Source organism: Bdellovibrio bacteriovorus str. Tiberius, from assembly GCF_000317895.1.
In the GTDB taxonomy this organism is placed as follows: domain Bacteria; phylum Bdellovibrionota; class Bdellovibrionia; order Bdellovibrionales; family Bdellovibrionaceae; genus Bdellovibrio; species Bdellovibrio bacteriovorus_F.
Genome location: NC_019567.1, coordinates 369047 through 393770, shown reverse-complemented (window position 1 = coordinate 393770; position 24724 = coordinate 369047). Strand labels below are relative to the sequence as shown.

General features: G+C 50.2%; 24 protein-coding genes. 17 read left to right on the top strand and 7 right to left on the bottom strand.

Annotated elements, in window-relative coordinates:
- Positions 1-15: 15 nt before the first annotated feature.
- From BDT_RS19270 to BDT_RS01905, 7 genes are all read left to right on the top strand, one after another.
- A complete protein-coding gene (locus tag BDT_RS19270) occupies positions 16-186 on the top strand; it encodes a hypothetical protein (protein WP_158320217.1) in 171 nt (56 codons plus the stop codon).
- Positions 187-393: 207 nt separating this feature from the next.
- Positions 394-3210: a pyruvate dehydrogenase gene (locus BDT_RS01930; RefSeq protein WP_041576852.1), complete on the top strand. Its 2817-nt coding sequence runs from the start codon at positions 394-396 to the stop codon at positions 3208-3210.
- Complete coding sequence (locus BDT_RS01925) at positions 3210-3974, top strand: hypothetical protein (RefSeq protein ID WP_015089577.1); 765 nt, start codon at positions 3210-3212, stop codon at positions 3972-3974. The genes BDT_RS01930 and BDT_RS01925 overlap by 1 nt, the downstream gene beginning before the upstream one ends.
- On the top strand, positions 3971-4630 hold the full coding sequence (locus BDT_RS01920) for a class I SAM-dependent methyltransferase (RefSeq protein WP_015089576.1): 660 nt from the start codon (positions 3971-3973) through the stop codon (positions 4628-4630). The genes BDT_RS01925 and BDT_RS01920 overlap by 4 nt, the downstream gene beginning before the upstream one ends.
- An 80-nt stretch (positions 4631-4710) precedes the next feature.
- Positions 4711-5730 carry a hypothetical protein gene (locus BDT_RS01915; protein WP_015089575.1) on the top strand — a complete coding sequence of 340 codons (1020 nt, stop codon included), beginning with the start codon at positions 4711-4713 and terminating at the stop codon, positions 5728-5730.
- Between the two features lie 121 nt (positions 5731-5851).
- On the top strand, positions 5852-6271 hold the full coding sequence (locus tag BDT_RS01910; protein ID WP_015089574.1) for a hypothetical protein: 420 nt from the start codon (positions 5852-5854) through the stop codon (positions 6269-6271).
- Between the two features lie 46 nt (positions 6272-6317).
- Positions 6318-6809, top strand: coding sequence for a methylated-DNA--[protein]-cysteine S-methyltransferase (locus BDT_RS01905; RefSeq protein ID WP_015089573.1), 492 nt, complete (start codon positions 6318-6320; stop codon positions 6807-6809).
- Here BDT_RS01905 and BDT_RS01900 read toward each other — a convergent pair.
- Entirely contained in the window at positions 6806-7780 is a 975-nt protein-coding gene (locus BDT_RS01900; RefSeq protein ID WP_015089572.1) for a hypothetical protein, read from the bottom strand. The two genes, BDT_RS01905 and BDT_RS01900, sit on opposite strands and share 4 nt — an antisense overlap.
- A gap of 16 nt (positions 7781-7796) precedes the next feature.
- On the opposite strand from BDT_RS01900, the gene BDT_RS01895 reads away from it, so the two are divergent.
- The 5 genes from BDT_RS01895 (at position 7797) to BDT_RS01875 (ending at position 14532) form a co-directional block, all read left to right on the top strand.
- The gene (locus BDT_RS01895; protein ID WP_015089571.1) at positions 7797-8441 is read left to right on the top strand and encodes a hypothetical protein; all 645 of its coding nucleotides are present in this window, start codon (positions 7797-7799) and stop codon (positions 8439-8441) included.
- A 139-nt stretch (positions 8442-8580) separates the two neighbouring features.
- Positions 8581-9237 carry a recA protein gene (locus BDT_RS01890; protein WP_015089570.1) on the top strand — a complete coding sequence of 219 codons (657 nt, stop codon included), beginning with the start codon at positions 8581-8583 and terminating at the stop codon, positions 9235-9237.
- Complete coding sequence (locus tag BDT_RS01885; RefSeq protein WP_235046229.1) at positions 9185-10507, top strand: hypothetical protein; 1323 nt, start codon at positions 9185-9187, stop codon at positions 10505-10507. The genes BDT_RS01890 and BDT_RS01885 overlap by 53 nt, the downstream gene beginning before the upstream one ends.
- Entirely contained in the window at positions 10491-13685 is a 3195-nt protein-coding gene (locus BDT_RS01880) for a DNA polymerase III subunit alpha (protein WP_015089568.1), read from the top strand. The genes BDT_RS01885 and BDT_RS01880 overlap by 17 nt, the downstream gene beginning before the upstream one ends.
- 49 nt (positions 13686-13734) lie before the next feature.
- Positions 13735-14532, top strand: a complete 798-nt coding sequence (locus BDT_RS01875) for a hypothetical protein (RefSeq protein ID WP_015089567.1) — start codon at positions 13735-13737, stop codon at positions 14530-14532.
- Between the two features lie 42 nt (positions 14533-14574).
- Here the strand turns inward: BDT_RS01875 and BDT_RS01870 are convergent, their stop codons facing one another.
- Positions 14575-15663 (bottom strand): hypothetical protein, encoded by a 1089-nt coding sequence (locus tag BDT_RS01870; protein ID WP_015089566.1) that lies wholly within the window; start codon positions 15661-15663, stop codon positions 14575-14577.
- Positions 15664-15880: 217 nt separating this feature from the next.
- Positions 15881-16537: an O-methyltransferase gene (locus BDT_RS01865; RefSeq protein WP_015089565.1), complete on the bottom strand. Its 657-nt coding sequence runs from the start codon at positions 16535-16537 to the stop codon at positions 15881-15883.
- Between the two features lie 110 nt (positions 16538-16647).
- On the opposite strand from BDT_RS01865, the gene BDT_RS01860 reads away from it, so the two are divergent.
- The 4 genes from BDT_RS01860 (at position 16648) to BDT_RS01845 (ending at position 20182) form a co-directional block, all read left to right on the top strand.
- Positions 16648-17163 (top strand): OmpA family protein, encoded by a 516-nt coding sequence (locus tag BDT_RS01860; protein WP_015089564.1) that lies wholly within the window; start codon positions 16648-16650, stop codon positions 17161-17163.
- Between the two features lie 26 nt (positions 17164-17189).
- Positions 17190-17852, top strand: coding sequence for an HAD family hydrolase (locus BDT_RS01855; protein WP_015089563.1), 663 nt, complete (start codon positions 17190-17192; stop codon positions 17850-17852).
- A 94-nt stretch (positions 17853-17946) separates the two neighbouring features.
- On the top strand, positions 17947-18807 hold the full coding sequence (locus BDT_RS01850; RefSeq protein WP_015089562.1) for a PilZ domain-containing protein: 861 nt from the start codon (positions 17947-17949) through the stop codon (positions 18805-18807).
- A 244-nt stretch (positions 18808-19051) separates the two neighbouring features.
- Entirely contained in the window at positions 19052-20182 is a 1131-nt protein-coding gene (locus BDT_RS01845) for a hypothetical protein (protein WP_041576847.1), read from the top strand.
- On the opposite strand, the gene BDT_RS01840 is transcribed toward BDT_RS01845, so the two are convergent.
- The 4 genes from BDT_RS01840 to trxB all read right to left on the bottom strand — a co-directional run bounded on the left by BDT_RS01840 (position 20179) and on the right by trxB (position 24258).
- Positions 20179-21903: a S8 family serine peptidase gene (locus tag BDT_RS01840; RefSeq protein ID WP_235046228.1), complete on the bottom strand. Its 1725-nt coding sequence runs from the start codon at positions 21901-21903 to the stop codon at positions 20179-20181. The genes BDT_RS01845 and BDT_RS01840 overlap by 4 nt on opposite strands.
- The gene (locus tag BDT_RS01835) at positions 21890-22627 is read right to left on the bottom strand and encodes a hypothetical protein (RefSeq protein WP_015089559.1); all 738 of its coding nucleotides are present in this window, start codon (positions 22625-22627) and stop codon (positions 21890-21892) included. Before BDT_RS01835 ends, BDT_RS01840 begins: the two co-directional genes overlap by 14 nt.
- 181 nt (positions 22628-22808) lie before the next feature.
- Positions 22809-23306, bottom strand: a complete 498-nt coding sequence (locus tag BDT_RS01830) for a response regulator (RefSeq protein ID WP_015089558.1) — start codon at positions 23304-23306, stop codon at positions 22809-22811.
- 7 nt (positions 23307-23313) lie between these two features.
- Positions 23314-24258 carry a thioredoxin-disulfide reductase gene (gene trxB, locus BDT_RS01825; RefSeq protein ID WP_015089557.1) on the bottom strand — a complete coding sequence of 315 codons (945 nt, stop codon included), beginning with the start codon at positions 24256-24258 and terminating at the stop codon, positions 23314-23316.
- Positions 24259-24365: 107 nt separating this feature from the next.
- Between trxB and BDT_RS01820 the strand changes: the two genes are divergently transcribed.
- On the top strand, positions 24366-24656 hold the full coding sequence (locus BDT_RS01820) for a 2Fe-2S iron-sulfur cluster-binding protein (protein WP_015089556.1): 291 nt from the start codon (positions 24366-24368) through the stop codon (positions 24654-24656).
- Positions 24657-24724 lie beyond the last annotated feature (68 nt).

The following is a 24724-nucleotide window of genomic DNA, read 5'->3' as shown; positions in this document are numbered from 1 at the left end:
ATTCAGGAGGCTCTCGTGAAACACCATCCAACCAAGCCCGTCTCTGCAACAAAACCCACACAAAAACGCAGTCCCCCGCTTCATGAAACCGGGCGACATCAAAAACCGTCAAAGCCTGAAGTAGGCCGCGTACAGCACACTCCGGAAGGCACAATCGAGGAAAGCCACGAAGAACAGGCTCCCTAAGTGAAAAACAAGCGAAAACAGGCCCATTTAGGGGGCCGAAAATGCTCGCTTTTTTACAATTTTTCATTCGGGGCCGCGAATAGCGCAGCCCCTTCGTCCTAAATAGAGCCAGAACTCTTGCTGCGGGGCTTAAAGGCATGGACTCCTCCTCTGTAGAGTGCTAGTTTGCAGTCGCTGTAAAAGACTGAAAAAACTTAGGAGAACCACGTGGATAACACTAATCTCAAAAACGCAAAACCTGAGGTTCTGGACTCTATCGCTAGACGTGCCCATTACCTGGCTACCCAGATGATCTGGCAAGCCAATCACCGCACCGACAAAGAAAAAGGCGACCCAAAAATTGGTGGTCACCCGGCCGGCTGCGCAAGCTCCCTTCACATCATGGGTGCTTTGCACCTGTTGGTAAAATCCGGTTTCGATCACATCGCGAACAAACCGCATGCATCCCCAACAGACCATGCTTACAACTATCTTTTGGACAATTTGCTGAAGTCCGATCTTTCCAAACTTTCTTTGGATGAAGCCAACCAGGCTATGCACGGTCTTCGTAAGTTCACTAACGGTGACGAATATGTGTTCCAGTCCTACCACTCTGCGTACGATCCGGATCAACACAACTTCTTCCCGTCTGGCTCTGTGGGTATTCCACCTGTTGAAGCGGGTTACATGGCTTTGGCTTACCGTTATGCTTCTGAGCACGGTTACGATGTACCTAAAGACGCTCACTTCTGGGCTGTTTGCGGTGACTCTGAATTCCGTGAAGGTTCCATGTACGAAGCGGTGCCTGACTTCTCTGAACGTGAAATCGGCAACCTGACTTGGATTCTAGATTACAACCGTCAATCCCTGGATGGTCACCGTCTGGTGAACAATGCGATTTTGGGTGGTACGGATGCAGACCGTGTTGAAAGAACAATGGCTGCCAACGGCTGGGAAGTGATCCAGGTTCGTCACGGCGGCAAGCGTGAAGCTTTGTTCGCGAAAAAAGAAGGCGAAGCCTTCAAAAACTTCCTTGAAAAAGAACTGACTGATTACGACCTTCAGGCGTTGCTTTTGGTTCATGACCTGAAGCTGCTTAAAGACACTTTGGCCAAGGACTATCCGTCTCTTAAAAAATTCCTGACTGCGACTGCGGACCAGGACGTTTACGAAGCTCTTCGTGATTTCGGTGGACACGATATGATGTCCCTGGCGAAAGCCATGATGAAATCCAAAGAATCCAAGCGCAAGCCAACCATCATCATCGCTCACACCCTTAAGGGCTGGGGCTTGAAAGCGGCGGCTCAGCAGGGTAACCACTCTTCTCTTCCACACGAAGATGAAGTTGAAGAACTGCGCGCAAAACAAGGCATCACTGGCAATACACTTTATGCTCGCTTTGATGACAAATCCGTTGAAGGCAAATTCCTTTCCGCTCGCGGCGAGAAAATCTATGCTGACATCAAAGCTCAAAATGCTCTGAAAGCAAAAAATCAGGATTACTTCCTGACTAAACTTGCTGAGTTCGGCGACATGCCATCTTCTTTGGAAATCAACACGAAGATGACAAGCTACCCGCACACGCAGTGGATGCTGGGCCAGTTGACTGCAAAACTGACTCGTATCTCCAATACATCTTTGAATGAATCTGAATTGAAAGCGGGCCAGAAAGCCCTGACTGACAATGAAAAACCGTTCAAGCTGCCGGGTGAATTGTTCATCTCCATGGCTCCGGACGTGGGTACTTCGACGAACTTGAATCCAGCGATGGATGGCAAGATCTTCGGTGCTCAGGAAGTTCAGGACATCGAGGCTGAGCTGGGCGTAAAAGACGGCAAACTTCCGGATCTGGTTCCTGGTGAAGACGTTACGGATCGTTTCCTGCGCTTTGAAATCGCAGAAGGCAACGTTATGTCCTGCGTGGGCGCATTCGGAAAAATGCGTGATATCGTGGGCGTGCCAATCATCCCATTGATGACCGTTTATGACTTCTTCCTGAAACGTGCACTGGATCAGTACTTCTACAACCTTTACTGGAAGTCCTCTTTCATCTGCGTGGGCACGCCATCAGGTGTGACACTTTCTCCGGAAGGTGCTCAGCACGGTTGGAAATCTGACGTTCAGATTCCAAATCAAATCACTTGGGAACCATACTTCTGCCAAGAGCTTGACTGGATCATGGTGGATGCGATCCGCAGACACGTATTGAACGACAACGCAGGCCGCTCCGGCGTATTGCTTCGTCTGGTGACTCGTGGCGCAGAACAAAAGGACTTCACGAAGTATCTTTCCAAACAAGCCCGCTTCAAAGTGGGTCTGGAAGGCAAACTGTCCCGCGCGGAATTCCCGGTGGCGGGCGCAGTGAACGAAGAAGAAGTGGCAGCGATGAGCGAAGCAGAAATGTTCGCCGTTGTTCGTGAAGACGTTCTGAAAGGTGCGTACTTCCTGATTGATTACCGTGGTTACGCAGGATATGAGCCGGGCGACAACGTGATCAACATCTTCGCAATGGGTGCCTTGGTGGCTGAAGCCATGAAAGCTTCCGAAGCTCTTCTGGCTCGTGGTATCTATGCCAACGTGATCGTGGTGACTTCATCTGATTTGTTGACTGGTATCCAGGCGCACGAAAACGATTACCATTATCTGCGCAACGAACTGGGCATCAATGCGGATCTTTACCTGAAAAAAGCAGAAGAGATCTCTACTGGTGATCTGATCACTGTTGCGGGTCGCCGTGTTCCTGTTGTCAGCGTTCACGATGGTGAAGCAGGTCTGTTGGATAACTTGGGTTCTATCATTGGTGTTCGTCAGGAATGCCTTGCGGTTCGCAAACACTCCAAGTGCGGTCGCCCTTCTGAGATCTTCAAGTATCACCACCTTGACGACGCTTCGATCGTTGAGGCTTGCGGCAAGGTTCTTTCTGAAACCGCTCTTGAAAAAGTCATGGTTTCTGAACAGGCATTGGGCGAAGCAAACCAGGCTTCCCACAAAGCCGCTCACTGGACTGATTTGTGGCCATCCGCAACTCACAGCCAGAAACACTAATGCGCAAAACGCAAAAACAAGAACTCCCCTTCGATGGGGAGTTCTTTTATTCCCGCAGCAAACGTTTTGAAGAAGTCGTCTTTTTCGTTCACTTCTTCGAAGGCAGCAAAAAACAGCTGCTTCGTCACATCAAGCTCGTCAATGAAATGGGTTTTGATGCCTTCGCTTTCAATCTTACCGGCACCCACAAAGATCTGACATCACTCAAACTGCCAATCAGCTCCAAAGGCGGATTCGGGCTTAAACATATCTATGCTGATCAGATCGAAACCCTGTTGAATCAGGTGCCCGGCAGAAAAATCATCTTCTCGTTTTCAAATCCCACGGCTTCGGCAATTGAAGCCATGGCCCGTCGCAATTGCAGCGACACCGTGGCATTGGTGTGTGACAGCGGACCTTCCGGAAAGTTCATTCCGTCGGCTTACAACCTTTACACGCACGAATACAAGATCCGCCCTTTGCCACTGCGTCTGGCTTTGACCCCGGTGCTGAGTCTTGCCTGGAGTCCGTTCCTGCACAAGGATTTGGACAAGGATCTAAAGACCTTCCCGCAGGGCTTTAAGATTCTTTCCATTCGTGGCTGGAAGGACCTGCTGATTCCGCCGGATCACATCGACCACGTGTTTGAACCGCACACGAATCTGGATTGGACCAAGCTTTCCCTGCCCGAGGCGGGTCATTTGACTGGATTGCGTGATTTCAAATCCGAATACGCGCCCACGCTGGAAAAATTCCTGAACAGTGTCGCAACCCCTTTGACATGATCTTTGATCCGCAAAACCCTTTCCCCCTGATGCCCCTGACGGACTATGCCTATCACGAAGCCCAAGCCCATGCGGCATTGGTGGACGACTGGCTGGGCTTTCAGTGCCTTGAGGTGGAAAATCAAATCCGCGCCCTGCCAAAAAACGCGGGCGAACATCAGAACTGGGAACACCTTTCCCTACAGGCTTTTCAAACCCCTTACTGCGAGATTCACAACATTCTGGATCTGTTGCAGCCACAACCGGGTCAACACATCGTGGATCTGGGATGCGCTTATGCACGGATGGCCTTTGTCCTGCATCGCCACTATCCCGGCTGCCGCTTCACCGGCTTTGAGCTGGAGTCTTTGCGTGTCCATGAGGCCCAACGGGTTTATTTCCATCACACGGGAAAGAATCTGAATGCGCTATCACAGGATCTTTCAACCACCGATTTTATTCCCCCGGCGGCGGACATTTATTTCATCTTTGATTTCGGCAATCAAAGATCCGTTGAGAAAACCCTGAACGACCTGAAAGATCTTGCCAGACGCCAGTCCATCACTGTGGTGGCCCGCGGAAAATTGTCCAGATTCTGCATTCACAAGGATCACCCTTGGCTGACGGCCATTCAGAATCCCCAGCACTTCGCGCATTTTTCCATCTACCGTTCCTGATTTGCACTTACACAACAAGCTTTGGTTTTTGTAGCTGAATCCGGCCGCATTTTCTATTCTGGAAATCCTGGAGGGGACCCATGAAAATGATTTTGCCATCAGCACTGCTGCTGACTGCCGCCCTGTTTGCCTTCGCTGAAGAATCTTTGGCAGGCTGGGGGTTCGGAAAACGAAATGTCGGCTACATTTACGAAACCAGTTTTTCATCCATGGGATGGCGTTATCTGTCCCTGCTTGAAGACAAAAGCACGGATGATCCCAAAACCCTGGAATCATCCCAGCGCAATGCCTGCTACAAACGCTATGGCACCATTATCAATGACAACACTTTGGATATTCGCATCGCCATCGGCTACTTCGACTGGACAACCGGAAGCAACGTGCATTACGCCGGGCGCAGTTACGGCGTCAGTCCTTCCTTGGACATCGGTGCCTACGAGGCCCTGAAAGATCTTTTGACGTCTTCTTGCGGCGGCAAGGCCCGCTTCTGCGGCTTCCGCAAAGATCCGCAGAACAGTTCACTATTCACTCGCGAAGTCACCATCCATGGAAAAAAGATCCTGGCCCGTGTGGAAATTCGCTTTTCTTCCGCGACTGAAATTCTGTCAGAAAACCTGGGAAGATACCGCGATACTCAAAATCAAAGATCTCGCTATGCGGATGACTTTTTCACGCGTTCTTTGCGGGAAGCCGACGCCGTCTTTTACTTTGGGCATGCCCGTAACGGCGGGGGACCTGATTTCTATCCTCCCGTTTTTCTTCCCGGCACAAACAAGCTGAATTACAGCGGCTATTACAAAGCCAAGCGGCCTGGGTTTAACAAGATGCTAAATGCACTGGATTCTTCCCGTCAGGCCCCGGTGATTGGGCTGATGGCTTGCGCTTCCCGCGACCATTTCCTGCGCCGCACGCGGGCGGTGGCGCCAAATTCCGGAGTCATCAGTTCTATGGATGTATTGAACGTGGACTATGTCTATACCGCGATGATCGGCGCGGTGGATGCTTTGTTGCGCGGTCAGTGCCAAAAAAGCTTTTATCAGTCCATTCGTATGACCAGTGGCAATCAGAAGTACATCACCATGGATGGAATGTTTGAATAAACTCACATCAGGCCGGAGCAATGTCCGGCCTTGATTTGCAAATCAGCAAAGATTGATTTTTGCGTCGGCCTTGATCCTTCCTTTTACTATAATAAAAACATCATAGCCGAAGGAGGAAATCATGAGTCAGCTTGAACATCTGCCTCACCCCAGCCGCTTGCCTTCTCTGAATCACCATACACTGGCCTTTTTTTCCAATCCCGATGACGTTCGCAAAGCGGCTTCGGCGCTGGTCAATGCCGGCTTTCATGAGGCCGACATCAATGTCTTTGAAGGCGATGATGGGGTTGAAGCTGTGGACCTGGATTCAATCCACGCCGACCTGATGGAAAAGTACTATCGAAAATTCGTGAAGTTTTCAGACTCGGCCGAATGGCATTTTTTGACCGAGGCCGACGATGAACTGCGCCGTGGGCATATTCTGATGTGCCTGGTGACCATGAACGTCGAAGAAAAGGACGTGGCGGTGCCGCTTCTAAGAAAACACAAGGCCTTTGATATTCGCTACTGCACGGGCATCGCGATTGAAGAGGTTGTTTAAGGATTCTTTCTAGGGTACATCTGTCACATTCTTTGTGAGGTGACAGATGACCGACCTTGAATTCAAAATTTTCAAAGTTCCTTCCGAATTTGGCGAATGGCTGGCGGCCTTCGAGGACGATCAGCTGATTTTTCTGGGCAGCTACAATGCCGGGAAAAAATTGGTGGAAGGCGATCTGGCCTCTTTGATTGAGAAATTCTACAGCGTGCGCATTGGCTCTTTCCAACCAGCCAAATGGAACAATGGCAATTTCTGGACAACCCAGCACCAAATCAAGCTTCAGGGCACCGAATTCCAAATGAAGGTGTGGCTGGAGCTTCTGAAAATACCCGCAGGCAAAACCGTCACTTATTCTGAGCTGGCTAAAAAACTGCGTAAAGGATCCGCAGTTCGCGCTGTGGCCACCGCCGTCGGTAAGAACCCCATCAGCTACTGGATTCCCTGCCACCGCGTGGTCGGCAAAGGCAGCAATCTTTTGAAATATCACTGGGGCCCGGAAGTGAAAGAATATCTGCTGATAAAAGAAGGCGTGCTTTAAAACTTCAGATTGAAATTCAGCGTGATGCCGGGATTGCGAACATAGTCGTACTGATCAGCAAAGTCGACATTGGGAATCACCTGCACATCCAGCATGTTCTTGTACAGGACGCGGCTCCAGGCAATGCCCAAATTATAGCTTTTCATCTGATAGTTCGGCCGGTTTGTTGACGTCACAAAAATATTATACGAGATATTCGATCGATTGCTGAACCAGTGCCCCAGGGCCACACCGTTGGTCACCGTGAACAAATGGGCACGGTCTTCATAGTCACCCTCATTCACAAAAGTCAGATTAAAGCGCTGGGAAAGCTGAAAGGCAAAGTTGAAGGCCAGAAAGATCCCCGTGCCCTTGTCGGCATCGGCATAAAACTGCAGCTTTGGGTTCACCCGATAGTTTTTGCCGCGCTCGACGACGCTTTCAAGTGTCAGCGTGTGGGAAATCAAAAAAGAGCCGGCAAAGCTAATGCGCGGCTGGAAAGACGCTTTAACATCCCCCAATTTGCGGAAGAATCCCAGTGTCGCCCCGTAATCCCGTTCGCGCGGAGTCTGACGAAGGTATGTCTGGGAAATACCGCGCTCTTTGGTTTCATCATAGCTGGTAAAAGTGATCTGCCAGTATTCTTCCACATTGGGAAGACGCAAATTGAAATTGAAACCGAAGGCATCGTTGTAACCTTCTTTTTCGTTATAATAAAAAGACGGCTCTATCAGGAACGCGGTTTTATTCTGTTTGGTGGTGTACTGCTGACCGGCCAGAAACAAGTCCACCCCTTCGGCCAAACCGTCAAACCATTCAGAAATGGCGACGTTACCGGTGATGAAGGACTTTTCCCATTTGCCTTCCTTGGATTCCGACTCGGCTTCCGAGTATTCTGCGCGCGCATTTCCGCAATACAGGGCCAAGGCCAGCATCACTGACCCCAGAGCACTTTTGCGCGCGAAAGATATTGGTGCTTTTTTCCCCTTCACGTTTTAGTCTCCAAACATGAAGTATTTTAGACTTATCCTTTGCTTCCTGTCGCTGAGTATCTCACTGCTGGCTGCAAAATCAGTCCAAGCCTACATCCCTCAGCGTGGTAACGTCGTGGCCACCCTCAGTCCCTATTTCTTCAAAACCAATTATGACGGCCACGAGCAGGGACAAAACAAGATGACCACCGGGATTTCTTTGGTGGCCAATGGGGATGTCGACAACAAAGGCAGTCTTGAAATCGCCGCAATCTACATGAACAAAACTTACTTCCGTGAAGACGGCAATCGAACCGTTGCAGAAAAAACCCAGCTGATGCACATCACGATGGGATACCGTCGCTGGTGGACAGAACCTTTTTCAACTTCACTGGCTCTTTACACCTCTTATCCGATGGGACTTGTGGACGTGCTTCACAACGACTTCACGCCGGAAGAAGACATGGGCACCACCGCTCGCTCCACCACTGAAACCGGGCTGGATTTGGCTCTTCAGTATGAGCTGATCAACCGCGAACGTTTCACGATCGTGGCTGAAGGGCGCTACTCGTACTCGCTGACCAAAAAGTCCAACGAATACGCCGACCAGTACGGCGCCAGCATCGGGATCAGATACTTCATTCAAAGCAAAGTGGCGTCCCCGAAAGAGCTTCGAGAATAATCAGGTCCTAATTTAGATAAGTTAAATATTTGATTTTGTGGGTCTTTTAAGAAACACAAACTTTGGTCCATATTTGAAAATAGCCTCTTTACTTACATATAATTTACATAGTAATTTATATGTAAATGGAGAGCTTCAAATGAGCACCCTCGCCCTTCCCGAACTGGCTAACATCCCCTTTGTTTCTGCCGAGCAACTGCAACCGCCGCCGGGCCTTTCCACCGGCGTGAATGTCCTGGATGACTTTCTGCTGTGGAAAGGAGTCCCGCAAGGCGACCTCAGCCTGTTGCAAGGGGCCCCCGGCACCGGCGCCACTTCCTTGTGGATTCGCATCGTTCAAAACGTGCATTCCCAAAACAAGTGGGCGGCATGGATCAACGGGGATGCTCAGCTTTTCCCCGCTCATTTAAGCAACTACAAAATCAATCTGAAAAAACTGCTGGTGGTCAAAGAGCCCAAAGAAAATGAACAGCTTTTCTGGCTGCTGCAGGAACTCATCACCAGTTCCCTGTTTGAAGTGATCGGCTGCAATCTGAAAGAGATGTTTTTGAAAAACCATCAGCTGCAAAAATTGAAACGACTTTGTCGTCTGCACAAGGTCGCTTTGGTTTTTGTGAATCAGAAAGCCAGCAAGTTTGTAAACCCGCTGTTCAGTCTGATGATCCATTTTCAACGCGACTTTATCACCATCCAAAGGGCCTTGCACCGTCCGACGCCGTTCAATCTGGCAGGGAGTATGATTCATGCGAACTTTATGCATCAATTTAAAAACACCGCAAGAAAGCTCCTCAGCTGAGGCCTTTTTGGTGCTGAACCCGCGCGTTCAGTACCGCTTCCCGCACTATATCTTCGTGGACATTGGTTCGACCCAGCACTTGATGGGCGGCGAAATGGGCTGCCTTGAAAAAGCGCTGGAAATCGCAGCCAAGTTTGCTCCGGATGCCAGTGCTGCCATTGGTGATACTCCGGCCGGCGCACAGATGCTGGCGAAATGGCGCCCGTCGCATATCAGTCTGCGCGGCAAAGAACAGGAAAGCTTCAAAGGCCTGGGACTGGATGCCCTGAAAGATCTTGAAGGTCTTTCGCCGTGGGCCCAGAAAAAACCGGTCGAGCACATGATTGCCTTCTTCCACACCCTGGGTGTGTACGGGCTGGAAGGTGTTCTGAATTTTCGTCTTAATTCACTGCGTGAACGCTGGGGGGATTTTGGGGTTTTACTTTGGAATCGTCTGCATTCTCAGGACTCTCAGGTCATTTCACCTCTTGTGCCTCGCGACCCTCTTGTGGGCTATGGCTACCTGGATGATCCCTTAGGTTCCGCCCCCCTGCTAATGAACCGGCTCAAGGTTCATCTGGACATTCTGTTTGCGCGCCTGCAGGGCTTGGCCCGTCATGCGCAGCGCCTGGATGTGGTTTTACACTGTGAATACTCGGACAAACACTACAATCTTTCGATTGAACCCGTCAGCCCGACACGCGATCAGGAATTGTTCGAGGATCTGCTATTCAAGAAACTAGAACAGCAGGTTCTGGAAAATCCGATCCGGGAATTTGAAATCACTTTGTTTGATGTACCGGAAAAAATCCAGCAGCTGGATTTCTTTGAACCCCGGGACAACACCGAGGACCGCTGGCGCCGCCTGATCAGCTTTGCAAAACAATCCCAGTGTGAAATGGGCTTTCTGCAAATGGAAGCCAGCCACTTCCCCGAACAAAGTTTCCGTCTGGTGACCGACTGGCCCGAGGACTTTAAACCTCAGGATCTGGTGGAAAGACAGGACGAGGCTTTGCAAATCAAATCAGTGTATGCAAAAGCTCTGGCTTCCAGCCCGCGCCCGTCCCTGCTGCTGGAAAAGCCACAGGCCCTGAGCACTGGCGAGGTGCAAAAGCTTCGGTTTGTGTCGTCCCTTCCCAGTGAACGCATTGAATCGGCCTGGTGGCAAATTTCAGTTCAGGATTTAAAAAACAGAGATTATTACTTTGCGCTCTCTCATCAAGGTCAACTGCTGTGGGTTTTCAAAGATCGCATAAATTCACAGGTCTACTTGCATGGGTACTTTGACTAATAAAGCTTTGATTGCTTCACAAAATTCCAGGCTGCCGGCCAAACCCCGGCCGCGCGCCAAAGGCTTCGTCGAACTTCTGGGTCGCAGTAATTTTTCGTTTCTGCAAGGGGCTTCCAGTCCTGAAGAGATGGTGTCGCAAGCCGTGGAGTTCGGTTACGACGGTATGGCGCTGTGTGATCTGAACGGCCTGTACGGCGTGGTCCGCGGTTTTCAGACCATTCAGTCACCTTCTTTGTTCACCGCTTCGCCGCAAGTGAAGGAAGGCTTTCATTATCTGATTGGTTCAGAGCTGACTTTGACCGATGAAAGCTCCGTCGTGCTGATCCCGATGAACAAACAGGGTTATTCGCATCTGTGTGAAATTCTGACATTGGGAAAACGTCAGGCGGCCAAGGGTTTTTCCAAACTCAGTCTGGAACAGATTGAAAAATACAATCAGGGTCTTTTGTGCCTGGCCATCCCGCCGTGGACGGACGAACGCTATGAAAAACTTGAAAAGATTTTCGACAACCGCCTGTATCTGCCGCTGTGGCGGGATCTGACCTGGGAATCCCAGGAATTCTGCCGACAGGGCTTTGCGCTGGAAGAAAAATACCAGGCGCGTCTGTTTGTTACCCAGCGCCCGTTCATGCACAGTCCGGAACGCAAACCTTTGTTTGATGTTCTGACCTGCACTCTTCATCACACCACTTTGGCAGAGGCGAAAAACAAACTGATTCAGAATTCTGAGAGATGCTTAAAAAGCCTCGATGATATTTCGTGGTTGTGGCAAGACCGCCTGGATCTTGTGGAAAAAACTGTGGAGATCTCGGCACATGTGACGTTTTCACTAAATGAGATACGTTACCGCTATCCCGCATCCAGCTTGCCTTTGGGGATGACTCCCACCGAACACATGCACCACCTCACATTGAAGGGCGCGGAAAACCGCTACCCTGAAGGGATTCCTGACAAAACCTTAAAACAGATCGAGCACGAGTTGGAATTGATCAAAGATCTTCAGTACGAAGATTACTTTCTGACTCTGAAAGAGATCTGTGATTTCGCTTCATCCAGAGGGATTCTTTATCAGGGCCGCGGTTCGGCGGCCAATTCCGTGGTGTGTTTCTGTCTGGGATTAACCGCGATTGATCCGGTGCAAATGAATCTGCTGTTTGAACGTTTTCTGTCACGTGAAAGGCGCGAACCGCCGGATATTGATATCGACTTTGAACACAGCCGTCGCGAGGAAGTGATTCAGCACATCTATGAAAAATACAACGAACGCCACGCGGCCATGGTGTGCACGGTGATTCGTTATCGTTCCCGCATGGCCATTCGTGAAACAGCCAAGGTGTTCGGCATGCCGCTGGCAAAAATCAATGCCATGATCAAGTTCATGGGCCGTGATGGCATGAAGCGCCTGCTGGATCCCGCGGTGGCTGCGGATTTCGGCATGGAGCCGGGGCCGTGGAAGATGTTCATGGCGCTGGCTCAGCAGCTGCACGGATTCCCCCGTCATCTGGGAATTCACAGTGGCGGCTTCCTGATCACTCAGGATCCCATCACTGAAATGGTTCCCGTGGAAAAAGCCACCATGAACGGCCGCTATGTCATTCAGTGGAACAAAGACGACGTGGACTTCCTGCGCCTGATGAAGATTGACGTTTTAAGTCTGGGAATGCTGACGTGTCTGCGCAAGTGCTTTGATCTTTTGCGTGATGTGAAAGGCAAGGACTACAGCCTTGCCACTTTGCCTGCCGATGACAAACTCACTTACGACATGATCTGCCGCGCGGAAACTGTCGGCGTCTTTCAAATTGAGTCCCGCGCGCAGATGAACACTTTGCCCCGCATGCAGCCCAAAAACTTTTATGATCTGGTGATTGAAATCGCCCTGATCCGCCCCGGCCCCTTGCAAGGGGGCATGGTGCATCCATTCCTGAAGCTGCGCCAGAATCCGCCGAAAGAAATCAAATATGCGCATCCCGCTTTAAAGGAGATTCTGAAAAACACCATGGGCGTTCCCATATTTCAGGAACAAGTGATGAAGATGGTGGTCGCTGTGGCGGACTTTACTCCGGGTGAAGCTGATGAACTGCGCCGGGTGATGTCGTCCGCGTGGAAACGCAAAGCCACCATGGGTGGTATCGAGCAGCGCCTGCGCACCGGATTTGCCAGTCACGGGATTTCCAGTGAATACGCCGATCAGATTTATAAAACCATCGAAGGTTTTGCCAACTATGGTTTCCCGGAAAGTCACTCGGCCAGCTTTGCTCTTTTAACTTATGCCAGCTGTTATCTGAAATGTCATTACCCGGATGTGTTTGCCTGCGGCCTTTTAAACAGTCAGCCCATGGGCTTTTACGCGCCCCGCACGATCATCGCCGAAGCCCAGCGAAATGGCGTGGTGGTGGCGCCCTTGGACGTGCAAAAATCTGACTATGACTACACTATTGAAAAAACGGCCTCGGGTGATCAATTGCGTGTGGGGTTAAGATCTATCTATGGCATTCCCGAAACGCTGCTTCGCCGGGTTGAAGACAGTCGCAAAACAGAAGGTCTGTATCAGGATCTGGCGGATTTTATCCGTCGCACGCAGCTTCCCCGCAGTATGCTGCTGAAACTGGCCGCCGCCGGTGCTTTTGAATCTTTCAACGGCAATGTGCGGGAACTGATCTGGAATCTGGAATCTTTAAGCCTTGATCAGCAAAGCTTCCTGTGGGGGCACCCCAAAGAGCAATTTGAACTGGGTGAAGACGAGGATGAACCTGAACATCTGCCGTTTGAATCCAACTGGGACCGCCTGCGCCGCGAATACGACAGCAAGGGGTATTCCGTTGAATCCCACCCGATGTCGGTACTTAGAACCTATCTGCACAGTAAAAGCGAAGCTCTGCGCGAAAAACGTTTTGTGCCTTATTTTTCTTCGGATGATCTGAAGCGCATGAAAACAAAAACCAAGGTGCGGGTTGCGGGTCTGGTGGCCATCACTCAGCGCCCGCCCACCGCCAAAGGAATGTGTTTTATCACGCTGGAAGACGAATTCGGCTTTATGAACATCGTCATTCACCCCGAGATCTATCAAAAGGACCGCACCACGATTTACACCAGATCGCTGCTGGAAATCCACGGCCAGGTTGAAAAAGTGGGCGTCATCACCAATATCCGCGCTGAACGTATTCTGCCGCTGGGATAGGCCCTGAAAGTGCTTTTCAAGTCCGATCCCGCGGTGTTATGGTGCCGGCATGATCCGCGAAGCCATTGAAATGATTTTCACCCCTGCCACGTCCGTCGCCAAAAAATACGGATTCGTCTATCATTCGATTTCTTTGAAGCACCGCTTTGAACGCTGTAAAAAAATATGGCTACCGCATCTGAAAAACTGTCAGGACACTTTTCTGCAAGTTGTAAAAGGCCTGCCTCAGAAAAAATCCGTGGTGGTTCTGGGCAGTGCCCATTTGCATGAAATCCCGCTGCACCTGCTGGTGGACAATTTTGAAAGCATCACCCTGGTGGATGTCATTCATCCTTTGAAACACCACTGGGCGGCCAAACGCAATTCACGCCTGAAGCTGGTCACCCAGGATCTGGGCGGATCTTTGCATGAACTGGAAAATCTGAAATCCCTGGAGGACCTGAACAAACTGATTCAGGATCTGACTGAAAAACAGATTTTCCACTTTGAAGCCGACCTGATTGTGTCCGGGAACCTGCTGTCCCAGCTGGCGCTGCTTCCGATGGAAGCCTTGGAAAAACACATGAAAAAGGATCTGAGTTTGGCTGAAAAAGACCAGATCTGCACAGCCTTTGGGGAAATTCATCTGAAGAACCTGCGCCAGTGTTCCGGCCACAAGCTGATTTACACAGACCGTGAAGTCACCTATCGCAATCCGGAAGGGGAAAAGATCTATCAAGGATCTTATCCAGTCAATTTTGACGGCTTCACCAAACTGCGCGAATGGGATTGGATTCTGGCTCCACTGAAGGAAGCCTCGAAGGAATATTCCATTGAAATGAAAGTGGAAGCATACTCTTCCAAATAAAAAAGCCGCATTTCTGCATCACAGATCATGCGGCTTTTCTTTTTAGCAGCGAGGTCCTTTGCTGCAACCCAGAAGGTCTTCGGTCTCTTTCAACTTGAAGAAGTTTTTCAGGCGGGACTTGTTATCCAGATGAGTTGAGCTGTCACTTTCATTTTCTGCATCCTCAAGATGGCACATCCAGGACAATGCCGCTTTGGCTTTTTCTGACTGAACTGAAAGCTCCTTATCCTGCGCCAGGAATTTGTTCAAGATGCGGAAACCAATGATATCAGCCTGCGTTTCTTTGTTTTTGTTTTCAATGAACTTCGCAGACTTGTCCGCCATATCCGAGTTCACACATGACAGCACTCGGTTATCCAGTTCGAATCCACGGAACTGCAATTGATGAGTCATCTCATGCGCCAGGGTCATCACAAGGCCTGCGATTCTTTCCGTCTTGGTTTTTCCGGCATTCAGCAACAACTGACCAGGACAGATATAGATCACACCACTGGGACCACCCCCCGGCAGCAATGAGCGAGCCATCACGCTCAAACCGTCAACTCCGCAGCCCACGGCCATATCAATCGTGACCGTGTCTTTGCCTTGATAGGAATTTTCAAAAGTCTCTGACACGGACTGAACCACTGTCGTATTCAAGGTCCCGACCAAATCCATACGGCCATTTTCAAGCTTTTCTGACGTCACAAACTCAATCATCAGCTTGCGCACGATCTCAGTGGCTTCTTTCACTTCTTCATCATAGTTATAGATGGTTCGGTATTCTTTGTCGGCCAGGACCAGCAGGCGACTTTGCGCTTGGAATCTTTTGGCTCCATCGGTGATGGTTTTTTGGAACGACTCTTTGGATCCATCAAATTCTTCCGGCAAAGACAGCTCGGCTTTCAGGGCTTTCACTGCGGCGGCGAAACCGTTCTTTTTAATATCCGCCACGATGGGCAGAACCGATTTTTCACAGATATTGATTTCAGGTGTTTCGCAGATCGGAGCAGATCTCGCGCCCGGAACAATTTGTTCCGCCTTGGCTTTGTCGGTGGCCTTGTTGCGGTACTTTCTTGCGTAATCAGAATCTTTTTCCGCACACGCGGCCAAACCCAAACTGATCGCAAGGATAACGCTAAGCTTTTTCATAACTGCTCCTTTTCTTTACGCGTGAGTACTGAAAAACGGCACTTCCGCGGGCCGGAGCCTCGTGGTTCGAGGCGGACCTGATAGCTAAGGAGTAAAGCAAAGGCAGGGCCAAGCCGCCGTCTCAAAATGAGATAGGAAAAAGGTTCCCGGTTCTTTTTTGGGTCTACAACGCGTCTAACGCAGTGGGGACCCAAAAAAGAACCGGGAACCTTTTAGTTTATTTTTTGAGGGCGATGTAGAGGCCTTCGAAGGTGGGGATGATGGCGGATTCGAACAGGGTTGGGTCCGCCAGGCGCTTGTTGAAGTCCTGCATGATGCGGGTTTGTTTGTCTGAGAATTTCTGCGTGGGTTCTCCCCACACCGAGCCTGACAGGAAGATGTTGTCAGCCAGAATCAAGCCGCCTTTACGAACGTTTTTCTCGGCCCAAGTCAGATAGTCAAAGTAAGCCGCTTTGTTCCCGTCGATGAAGACGCCATCAAAAGGCCCCAAAGCTGCGATTTTTTCAAGCTCTTCACGAGCATCACCCATCACCAGATGAATTTTCTTTTGGGACTGATCCAGTTGTGCAAAAATCTGTGACGAATACTCGCCATGCTTCGGATCTTTTTCCAAAGTCCACAGCTCCCCGCCTTCAGGCAGGGCTTCAAAGATGTACTGGGCAGACAATCCTGTCAGCGTGCCGATCTCGACAAATTTGCGGCAACCATGCGTGCGCACCAAAGTCTGAATCAACTTCGCTTCAGCAGCATTGATGCTGATTCTTCCCAGATTCAATTCATCCGCAAACTGGCGAGAACGTTTTTTCAGATCACTTTCTTCAGAAAGAAGTGAAAGCATATAATTGTCTTTGTGGGTTAACACGGATTCACGCATGCCCTATCTTCGCACATCCCGCCTTTGAAGTTAACAGGAAGTTAATTTGCCCGTCATTCTGCTCGCGCATAGCCTTAAGGGACCTGTTTCTCTAACACGGAGGTATTTCCATGAATTTGTCTTCAGCTATTAAAATTGCCGCTTCCTTGACCCTGGTGTTTGCCTTGGGGGCCTGCTCCAGCAAATCCAAAAAAGAGGATGAAAACGTCATCGGTCAACGCGGCAACCGCGGTCCTGATTCGGCCCTGTCCGGAGCCGCCGGTGATTTAAAAAAATCCACCAAGTTCTCAACCCTTTCCCAGAACATTCGCTTCAATGTCGGAAGTTCAGAACTAAATGCCTCCAGCCGCCGTGCTTTGGATGAAATCGCCAGCGAGCTGAAAAAGACCGCCAACTCCTATGAAAAAATCCGTATCTCCGGCCTGACGGACCCTCAAGGCGACACCGATCGCAACCTGCGCCTGTCGGAAGCCCGTGCGATGCGCGTGCGTGACTATCTGGTTTCTCGCGGTGTGGCTGAAGACAAACTGGAAACGATTGGCAAAGGAGCTGTCGCCCGCGACACCATGGGCACATCCTCGCAAATGGCGCGGGATCGCCGCGTGGACTTTGAGATTGTCGAATAACGTCAAAAACGGCAAGATAGTGGCCTATGAATCCACTTCTTGTCTTTGACCTTGATGGCACTTTGATTGACTCGGCCCCGGATATTATCGTGGCCGTCAATCGCACTTTGGCAAACCATTCCAAACCAACTCTGAGCGATGAACTGATCATCTCTCACATCGGCGAGGGCATTAAAAAGCTTATCGCCGATTTATTTAAAGACGCCCCTTTGGAACCCGCCGACATCATCGCCCTGGAAATGGAATTCCTGAAAACCTACGAAGAAGAGATGCTGCAAAAAACCCGCATCTATCCGGGCGTGGAAGACTTCCTGTCCCGCTATCAGGGACCGATGGGTATCATCACGAACAAAAATGAAATCCCCGCGAAGGTCATTTTGAAACACCTGGGCTTGGACAAATACCCGTGGGTAAATGTTTTCGGCGCGGATACTTTGGAAGAAAGAAAGCCCAGTCCGCTTCCTTTAAGAACAATGATGAAACTGGCGGGCCGTCTGCCTGGCAACACCCTGATGATCGGCGATGGCATCCCGGATATGGTCTCAGCTCAAAGGGCTGGGGTTGCCTCTATCGCCATTGGGTTTGGATATACGGCGACTCCTATACTGGAGTCATATGAACCCCTGGCTGTTTTGGAACACTATCAGGAACTCTCAGGTTTGATTGAACGAATCTCAGTCCGGGCCTGATGGATGCTGGACCTTGGTCCCATTCGTGGGGACAGTGTAAAGGATTAACCAAAAAACTCCGATAACTTCTATAGGAATTAGTTTGAGGAGTGGAATGAAGACCCAAGGCAAAATTTGGATCATCTATGATGCTGAGGCCAAGACGCAGACAAAGCCAATGTCTGTGGTTCAAGCTCAAGTTTCGATCCTGTCCATTCCTGAACATGAACACTCGAAATTCTTCCTGTGGACCCCGGGCTGGGAAAGCTGGCTGTCCATCAAAGACTTCCTGGAATCTGATCAAAACTATTTCGTCATCGTTCAACCCCCGAAGCCAGGCGGCATGCCTTCTCTTCCGGGTGAAAATGAACACACCCTGACCGCGACCAAGAATGCTCCAGCCACCAATGGTGGTGTTGACAGTCCGTACACGCAGGTTGTGGTGGGCGATATTCCCCTGAAGCACCGTGAAGTCGGTGGCTATCACCAGAAAGATTTTAACGGAGATGATCTGGATCTGGCCAAGATCCGCAAAGACAAATCCGATATGCCAAAACCTAAAAAGAAAGGTGACGAGCCTGAAGAAGATCCGCTGTCCCAGACCGCGAAGCCTGAACCCAAAGGTTCTGATCGCCGTCGTGATCCCCGTCACAACTTCAAAATTGAAGTCGTGCTGGTATCCAAGGTGCGCTCGTTCCGCACTTATTCGAAGGACATCTCTTTAAGCGGAACCATGCTTGAAGACGAAATCCCAAGAGACTTCCTGAATAAGCCTTTCGATCTGATCATTGTAAATCCATTTGAACCGGATCCATCCAAAGCCCGTCTGCTGTTCCGCGCGAAAATCGTGGGTGACCTGGCAGACCCTCGCCGTCTGATGTTCATCGAACAAGACGTCACCATGACATTGCGTCTGGATGCTTTGCTGAAAGCTTACGTGGCTTATCAGGATCAGGTCCGTCGCAGCGCCGGCTAGTCTTACTCCAACCTTATCAAAAAATACTGTTTTGCAGGACCGCGCATCGGCGCCTCTTCACGACTATCGTCGTATAAATTGCGATGCTGAATTGTTTGCTCCTTAATCATCCTTCAAATTTTCAGAATAATTATTGCGTTAAACCCTCTTAATGAAAGATCGAGGCCAGTTTTCTCATATCAACGTCAAGACTCTTTAACACAAACCCGATATCTAATTTTGAGAAATCCATTAAGGAGTCTTTATGAGTACACTGAAGTACGTTGTTGTGATGGGGACCGCACTTGGTCTGCTGACGGGTTGTCAGAAAGAATTGGAAGAAGCTTCCAAACCCCGCTACCTGTACATCGCCAGCGGCGCCTGTTATTCCGGCACTGGCAACACCACTTACAGTGCAACGACTTCCTCCAATGTGATCTTCCGCATCGGTCTTGAAACTGCTCAGTATGAAGGCCGCATCGCCGATTTTTCTTCTGTGCTGGATGCTCCGGGCACAACTCCGGTCAGTATTGTCAATCACGACGATGAACATCTGCTGGCCCTGCTTGAGCACACCGGACAACGGCGTATCGAGCGGATCAAAAAAGAACTGCTCGGCGAAAGACAAACTTTTTATAACAACACTTCCGCGACGGCCCCTATTGGCGCGTTACAATCGGCCGCTCGCTTTTTATTTTCAGTCGTGGATGGTCTTTTGATCAGCCGTACAACGGCGATTGAAAAGCTCGACACGGGCAAGTCCCGCGAAACCGGGACAGGCACCAATGCCTGGGTGCAGGGACCGGGTGGCGCTTGCAGTGCCTCGGTCACCAACATCACTTCACTTGCCACCTATCCGACATCATCCAATGCCGCTGGTTACAACATCATCTACACTCATTCCCAGAATGCCTCCAGCGCCAACAATCGTATTGGTATCATGAACGGACTGACGGGTTGGAACGGAACCACCGGATGTCTGGCGGCACAATCCGGCCCGGCCCTGACCGCTTACCCGACGTCTTCGGTGTACATGCCTGATTCCGGGCGTATCGCGGTGACTTACGCAGGGATCTCGGGATCCATGCTGAATTCAATCTACACTTATGATGTTGATGAAACCGCCAACACCATTTCAGATGCGGTGAATGCCTATGAGGTTCCCAGTGTGATCTATGGAGCTTCCGCGATGGTTTATGACGAAGTGAAGGGGCATCTGTACGTTGCCACCGGCGGCGCTGTGACCACGAACTTCACGACAGGAAACATTCCGTACAATATTGAAAAATTCAGCTATGACAGCACGACGAAGACCTTCACCCGCGTGGGTTCAACGTCGTATTACAGCGGTAATCTTGAAACCCGCTGCATCTCGTCCATGTTTATTGGAAATTAAGGCGTTCCGATGATTTGAACGCCCCAGCTGACCAGATCCCCATTAAAGGTTGAACCACCATCAATGACTTTGATTGTCCAGGTGCCGTTGGAACGTTCCTGGAAGAAGGCATTGCTCAGGAAAACTTCATTGTCATAATCCACCTGACCCAACAATGAATTTCGCATATTCAGAATCATGCTCTTGGTGCCTGACGGAGACGTCAATTCCACACCCAGATCGCCCACACGGTCATGATCCACCTTCAAACGAATACGAACCCCTTCGATGCGCAGATTGTCGGTCACCGTCACGGTGTTGCTGACACCCGTCGCACTGTAATCAGGAATTGCCACCCGTGTGGTGTTTTCAACCCAGCTGGTCCCCGAAAGACCGGCCGTAAATGTCGAAGTATAGTTCTTTGCCATTGCCACGGCCGCATCCACATTCACGCGGCCAAATCCATACCAGTTATGGAATTTGAAACCGGCACTGTTGGTGACCCAGGCATTTTCCCAGACAGCACCCGCAGGCAGAATCACGTTCTTGGCAGCATTCCCCGGATAATTCCGCAGAGGATGGTTGCTAATCGCCCCTGAATTCGGACGAACCTGCACGGCTGTTTTGGCCAGGATGTATTTCACATCACGCCAGTTCAAGTTCGGATTGGCTTCCAAAAGCAAAGCAATCGCCCCCGTCAGAACCGGAGCCGCCGAAGAAGTCCCGTTAAATGTCGTTGTGTAATTGCAATTCAGGTTTCCGTTATTACCCCGTTCGAATTCCACTTTGCCCGAAATGCTGGTCTGAGCATAACCCGCCGTGCACCCCGTGCGGTCCGTGGTCACCATCGCTGGAGAGTCATCACCGGACTCTCCACCAAAGGAAGAAATCCATACATTGGCCCCCACAGAAGAATACGAAGCTGCATCGCCTGTTGAATTTAAAGCCGCCACAAGTATCGTGTACGGAGTGCTGTTGTCCGGATCCAGATTGGAGTTACCGATGCAGTAAGTATCTGTCGATCCTTTGCATTCCACCAGGAAGTCATTTCCCGCAGACTTCACATAGATCGAGCCTTTACCGCTGCGACCATTAAGCACACCGTTTAGCAAAGCCGTTTCCCAGGCAGCCACCGGATCCGGCAGATAGTTCTGAGAATTCCCCCAGCTCATATTGTAAACATCATGGCCGCCACCAAGTTGTTCGGCCATACGAGTGAAAGTTTGTGAAACTCCGGTGGAAAGGAAATTGTACGCCAGCAGCTTTGCCTTATAGGCAACACCCTTACTGCCCACGCCATTATCACCCACAGCTGCCGCCAATCCCGCAACCGCAGTCCCGTGATTGTCGTCGGCAGAGTTCGGCGGAGCATTGTTTGTTCCGGAGGTGTGATAGTTCCTGGAAACCCCATACAGGAAGTTGTCCTTCAGGTCAGGATGGACATCCTGAACACCGTCATCGGAAATCACGATCTTGATTCCATTTCCGGTTAACCCGGAAGTCCAAGTCTGTAACAGATTCAAATCCACACCGGCCGTTCCGGCATCACTGGCAAAAACTTTTTGTCCGGTATTATTGATATGCCAGGCATAACCCAACAACGGATCCGCGCCCGTGCCCGCCAGCTCTTCACCAACCGCAGTGAAACTGTTTTTCGCGCAGTTGGTAAATAAAGTCCCCGTGATAGCAGCTATCACCGCAAGGCCCATCAGCATTTTGGCTTTAGGACTAAAACTTTTCATACTTCCTGCTTAAAATCTCCAGCTGGGTCTGACTGATGCCAGGTTCGCTGCTTAAACGTTCTTTCAAAGAGGACAAATTAAAAGTGTCCTGCGCCGAAGTCACAAAATACATATTTGCTTCCGGCATCGAACCCACAACTTTCAGGTCATATTCCTGAATCAGAGAATCGATATTCACGCCTTCATTCACGGTGATCTGAATGGTGCCGGTCACAACGCCCGCAATACCTTTGCGTTCGTTATAAACTGCCAATGGCTGCGACGCCGAGAAGTGGCGGTCATCGCCGCGGAAGCCGTCTTCTTCGACCAGATAGTAACCGTTGATTTCAGCAAGATAGGCGCTGCGCTTTCCGGCAGACTGCGGATACGCGGTTACACCTTCCCACACCTTCCAGGCAGTCCCGGAAAGAACTGATGACTGTGCCAATCGGCGATCATCAGGTTTTGGTAAAACCATCTGCTTTCTTTTTGGTTCCAGCAAACGGCGGGATTCTTCCGCTTGGTTCTGACCGTGCGACGGGATTTCAGTAACCTGCATTTGCGCACCCGGGGACTGCATGGCGATGTCCTCTTCGCTCAGACGGTCCTCTGAGGATTCAACAACATCGGCGGCCTCTTTCAGGGATTCAGTCAATGTCGGCTCCTGATCCTTTTTTAGGAACAGGGAAAGCGCTACAACCGCTGTGATTACAATAAGTAAGATGATGACGTGTTTACGTGCCATGAGTCCTTTAATTCTATCGTTAAAAAGGGGGCCACGTTCACTATTTTCTGCAAGAAGTATTGGGAAAGTATGGAAACAGCCTGTGTTCTCGTTTTGAGACAGAACTTTGGTCTGTAATAAAAAACCCCTCAGCAATCACTCACTGAGGGGTCCATATTTTTTTAAATCATTTTCTCTTCGATTACGTATTCAACTTCAAAAGCGTTTCCACAGTTTTTTTCAGCTTTTCAACGTCGAATGGCTTTTTGATATAGTCATCAGCGCCGATCTCGAAAGCTTTTTTCATGTCTTCTTCAGAAGCTTTTCCGGAGACAAACACCAGCGGGATTTTTTTAAGATCGCGGTGTTCTTTCAGCAGTTGCGCCAGTTCAAAACCGTTGATCCATGGCAGACCCACGTCCATCAGAATCAGATCCACCGAGTGATCATCCAGTACCGTGGAAAGCTCGGTGCCATCAGCCGCAAGCTTTGTCACGTAACCTTCACTTTCAAGGATTCTTTTCATCGCCAGGCGCATGGTTTCGTCGTCCTCGATCACAAGAATGATCTTTGGATCCAGCTTTTTCTTGGCTTCACGGAACTGATCCAAAGGCACAACTTCCTGAGAAGCAATGCGGGCCTTGGTCATTTTCTCGATCTTTTCGATCAAATCCTTGGTGTTGATTCTTTTGTCCTTCATATCTTCCTTAGTGAGCTTCCTGGGCTTCCAGCCATCTTTCAGCATCGATCGCCGCCATACAACCTGTACCGGCTGCCGTGATCGCCTGACGATATACGTGATCTTGCACGTCTCCCGCCGCAAAGACACCTGGAATGTTAGTATACGTGGTGTTGGGCTGGGTGATCAAATAGCCTGTCTCATTCATATCCAAAACACCCTTGAAAAGGTCGGTGTTCGGCTTATGGCCAATGGCCAGGAATAGACCGGTGATCGGAAGTTCTTTGACAGCGCCATCAACGGTGCCTTTGATTTTTGCGCCGGTCATACCCTTGCCGTCACCCAGAACCTCGGTCACTTCAGTGTTGTAAAGCACTTCGATTTTTGGATTCTTCAGTGCACGGTCCACCATGATTTTGGAAGCACGGAAATGATCACGTCTGTGGATCAGGTACACTTTGGTTGCGAAGCGAGTCAGGAACTGAGCTTCTTCCATCGCCGTGTCACCACCACCGACAACACCGATTTCCTGATTGCGGAAGAAGGCGCCGTCACACGTTGCACACGCAGAAACACCGCGGTTGGCGTAAACTTTTTCAGAAGGCAGACCCAGATACTTCGCGCTGGCACCAGTGGAAATGATGATGGATTTGGCCAGGTGAAGTTTGTCACCGATCCACACTTTGAACGGACGCTGGGAAAAATCCACTTTCGTCACGTTGCGGGTGATGAAACGAGTGCCGAATCTTTCGGCCTGTTTTCTCATGACAGTGATCAGGTCCGGACCGGTGATTCCGTGGTCAAAGCCCGGGAAGTTTTCAACTTCAGTCGTGGTCATCAACTGACCGCCGGCCTCTTCACCTTCGATCATCAAAGGCTCCAGATTGGCGCGGGAAGTATAAATAGCGGAAGTCAGGCCTGCAGGGCCGGAACCGATGATGATGACATTTTCAACTTTTTGATCCTGAGTCATAGATTACCTCACAATTGGTCGGGACAATAACGGATCAAGGCTACCACAAATGGGCCCGTTTTCATTAGTTCTTTGCACGTTTTGGACTGCGTCAGCTACACTGGGCTATGCCTTTGATTTCTTTTAAAAAGAACATACGCACTCCGGTGGATGTCCCCACCGAAACGGTCCTGATGACGGCTCTGCTGGAGGCCGGACTTCCCGTCGCCTCCAGTTGTGACGGTGACGGGGTTTGCGCAAAGTGCAAAATCGTTGTCGTTGAAGGCCAGGAACACCTCAGCGCTGAGAACGAAACAGAATGCTTCCTGAGGGACGCCAATAATCTTCCCAAAGAAGTCCGTATCAGCTGCCAAACCCGAGTTCTCGGTGACATCACTGTCGATGCTACGTACTGGTAATTACAATTACCCCCCTGGTTCTGTCTCAGATTGATAGTTAAAAGAGGGCTTTGTCTCATATTCTCTAT

What these genes read in the sequence shown, in the direction of transcription:
- BDT_RS01925 (WP_015089577.1), top strand. Translation starts at nt 3,210, where the DNA reads ATGCGCAAAACGCAAAAACAAGAACTCCCCTTCGATGGGGAGTTCTTT.
- BDT_RS01920 (WP_015089576.1), top strand. Translation starts at nt 3,971, where the DNA reads ATGATCTTTGATCCGCAAAACCCTTTCCCCCTGATGCCCCTGACGGAC.
- BDT_RS01915 (WP_015089575.1), top strand. Translation starts at nt 4,711, where the DNA reads ATGAAAATGATTTTGCCATCAGCACTGCTGCTGACTGCCGCCCTGTTT.
- BDT_RS01910 (WP_015089574.1), top strand. Translation starts at nt 5,852, where the DNA reads ATGAGTCAGCTTGAACATCTGCCTCACCCCAGCCGCTTGCCTTCTCTG.
- BDT_RS01905 (WP_015089573.1), top strand. Translation starts at nt 6,318, where the DNA reads ATGACCGACCTTGAATTCAAAATTTTCAAAGTTCCTTCCGAATTTGGC.
- BDT_RS01895 (WP_015089571.1), top strand. Translation starts at nt 7,797, where the DNA reads ATGAAGTATTTTAGACTTATCCTTTGCTTCCTGTCGCTGAGTATCTCA.
- BDT_RS01890 (WP_015089570.1), top strand. Translation starts at nt 8,581, where the DNA reads ATGAGCACCCTCGCCCTTCCCGAACTGGCTAACATCCCCTTTGTTTCT.
- BDT_RS01885 (WP_235046229.1), top strand. Translation starts at nt 9,185, where the DNA reads ATGCGAACTTTATGCATCAATTTAAAAACACCGCAAGAAAGCTCCTCA.
- BDT_RS01880 (WP_015089568.1), top strand. Translation starts at nt 10,491, where the DNA reads ATGGGTACTTTGACTAATAAAGCTTTGATTGCTTCACAAAATTCCAGG.
- BDT_RS01875 (WP_015089567.1), top strand. Translation starts at nt 13,735, where the DNA reads ATGATCCGCGAAGCCATTGAAATGATTTTCACCCCTGCCACGTCCGTC.
- BDT_RS01870 (WP_015089566.1), bottom strand. Translation starts at nt 15,663, where the DNA reads ATGAAAAAGCTTAGCGTTATCCTTGCGATCAGTTTGGGTTTGGCCGCG.
- BDT_RS01865 (WP_015089565.1), bottom strand. Translation starts at nt 16,537, where the DNA reads ATGCGTGAATCCGTGTTAACCCACAAAGACAATTATATGCTTTCACTT.
- BDT_RS01860 (WP_015089564.1), top strand. Translation starts at nt 16,648, where the DNA reads ATGAATTTGTCTTCAGCTATTAAAATTGCCGCTTCCTTGACCCTGGTG.
- BDT_RS01855 (WP_015089563.1), top strand. Translation starts at nt 17,190, where the DNA reads ATGAATCCACTTCTTGTCTTTGACCTTGATGGCACTTTGATTGACTCG.
- BDT_RS01850 (WP_015089562.1), top strand. Translation starts at nt 17,947, where the DNA reads ATGAAGACCCAAGGCAAAATTTGGATCATCTATGATGCTGAGGCCAAG.
- BDT_RS01845 (WP_041576847.1), top strand. Translation starts at nt 19,052, where the DNA reads ATGAGTACACTGAAGTACGTTGTTGTGATGGGGACCGCACTTGGTCTG.
- BDT_RS01840 (WP_235046228.1), bottom strand. Translation starts at nt 21,903, where the DNA reads ATGAAAAGTTTTAGTCCTAAAGCCAAAATGCTGATGGGCCTTGCGGTG.
- BDT_RS01835 (WP_015089559.1), bottom strand. Translation starts at nt 22,627, where the DNA reads ATGGCACGTAAACACGTCATCATCTTACTTATTGTAATCACAGCGGTT.
- BDT_RS01830 (WP_015089558.1), bottom strand. Translation starts at nt 23,306, where the DNA reads ATGAAGGACAAAAGAATCAACACCAAGGATTTGATCGAAAAGATCGAG.
- trxB (WP_015089557.1), bottom strand. Translation starts at nt 24,258, where the DNA reads ATGACTCAGGATCAAAAAGTTGAAAATGTCATCATCATCGGTTCCGGC.
- BDT_RS01820 (WP_015089556.1), top strand. Translation starts at nt 24,366, where the DNA reads ATGCCTTTGATTTCTTTTAAAAAGAACATACGCACTCCGGTGGATGTC.